This is a genomic window from Polaromonas sp. (assembly GCF_036676035.1).
GTDB lineage: Bacteria > Pseudomonadota > Gammaproteobacteria > Burkholderiales > Burkholderiaceae_C > Polaromonas.
This window is the reverse complement of sequence record NZ_JAKFDR010000040.1, coordinates 1-1,673: the sequence shown is the minus strand read 5'-3', so window position 1 is coordinate 1,673 and position 1,673 is coordinate 1. Positions and strand designations below refer to the sequence as shown.

At 64.7% G+C, this 1,673-nt stretch carries 2 protein-coding genes; both read left to right on the top strand.

Annotated elements, in window-relative coordinates; translation table 11 throughout:
- Positions 1–673, top strand: a 673-nt coding sequence (locus tag V6M61_RS06670) for a dioxygenase family protein (protein WP_332775786.1), incomplete at its 5' end; no start/stop codon positions are given.
- A 4-nt stretch (positions 674–677) separates the two neighbouring features.
- A partial coding sequence (locus tag V6M61_RS06665; RefSeq protein WP_332775785.1) for a sugar ABC transporter ATP-binding protein occupies positions 678–1,673 on the top strand: 996 nt, incomplete at its 3' end.

Sequence of the window (1,673 nt, the reverse complement as noted above, 5' to 3'; positions counted from 1 at the left end):
CATCCAGTTCCTCACCGCCACCGGCCAGAAATGCGACGACAAGCGCCAGGAATTCATTTTGCTCAGCGACACGCTGGGCCTGTCGATGCTGACGGTGGCCATGAACAACGACAAGCCGCAAGGTTGCACCGAAGCCACGGTGTTCGGCCCGTTTCATGTCGAAGGCGCGCCGCATTACGAACATGGCGACGATGTGGCCAATGGCGCCAAAGGCGAGCCCTGTATCGTGCGCGGCCGGGTGCTGGGCCTGGCTGGCGAGCCGGTGGCCGGCGCCGAGGTCGAAGTCTGGCAGGCCGATGCCGAGGGCAACTATGACGTGCAGTACTCCGATCTGGACAAGTTCCAGGCGCGCGGCGTGCTCAAGTCGGGCGTTGATGGCGGTTTCAACTTCAGGACCATCGTGGCCGAGGCCTACCCCATTCCTGCCGATGGGCCGGTGGGCGACATGTTACGCGCAACAAAGCGCCACCCTTGGCGGCCAGCGCACCTGCATTTCATGATCAAGGCCACTGGCTATGAAACGCTGATTACCCATGTGTTTCGCAGCGGCGATAAATATCTGGACTCCGACGCCGTGTTCGGAGTGCGCCAGTCGCTGGTGGCCGACTGGGTGCAGCAGCCCGACGGCAGCTACAGCCTGGACTTCGACTTTGTCCTCAACCGCGCCAAGTAGATCGATGACAGGCGCAAACATTCCCCTGCTGGAGCTGCGGGGCATCACCAAACGGTTTCCCGGCGTGCTGGCACTCGACCAGGTGTCGCTGGCCCTGCATGCGGGTGAAGTGCACATGCTGATGGGCGAGAACGGCGCGGGCAAGTCCACGCTCATGAAAGTGCTGTGCGGCGCCTACACGGCGGACGCCGGCGAGATCTTCGCTGACGGCAAGCAGGTGCCGGTGCGCAGCGCGGCCGATGCCACGGCGCTGGGTGTGGCCGTGATCTTCCAGGAGTATTCGCTGGTGCCGCACCTGAGCATCGGCCAGAACATCTACCTGGGACGCGAGCCGCTGAATCGGCTGGGCCTGGTTGACCATGCGCGCATGCACCAGGATGCACGCGCCATGCTGGACCGGCTGAGCCTGGACCTGGACACACGACGCGAAGTGCAGGGCCTGGGCGTGGCGCAGCAACAGATGGTGGAGATCGCCAAGGCCTTGTCGCAAAACGCCCGCGTGCTGGTGCTCGATGAGCCGACGGCGGCCTTGTCTGACCGCGAAACCGCCAAACTGTTTGAAGTCATCGCCGAGTTGAAGAAGCAGGGCGTGGCCATGGCCTACATCTCGCACCGCATGGAAGAGGTGTTCCGCCTCGGTGATCGCGTCACCGTGCTGCGCGACGGCAAACACGTAGCCACCTTGCCGGCCGGGGAAGCCACGCCCGATGACCTGGTGACGATGATGGTAGGCCGCAAGGTCGACATGAGTTATCACCGCGGCGAGCGGCCGGTGCCCGGCCCGTGTCTCCTCAACGTGGAGGCCATCTCGGCGGCCAACGGCATCCGCGATGTCACGCTCAAGGTGCACGCCGGCGAGATCGTCGGCCTGAGTGGCCTGGTGGGTTCGGGCCGTACCGAAGTGGCCCGCGCGATCTTTGGCGCCGACAAACTCACCAGCGGGCGCGTCAGCTTTGGCGGGAACGCCCTGCGGGGTTCACCCACCCATGCGCGCCAGCTC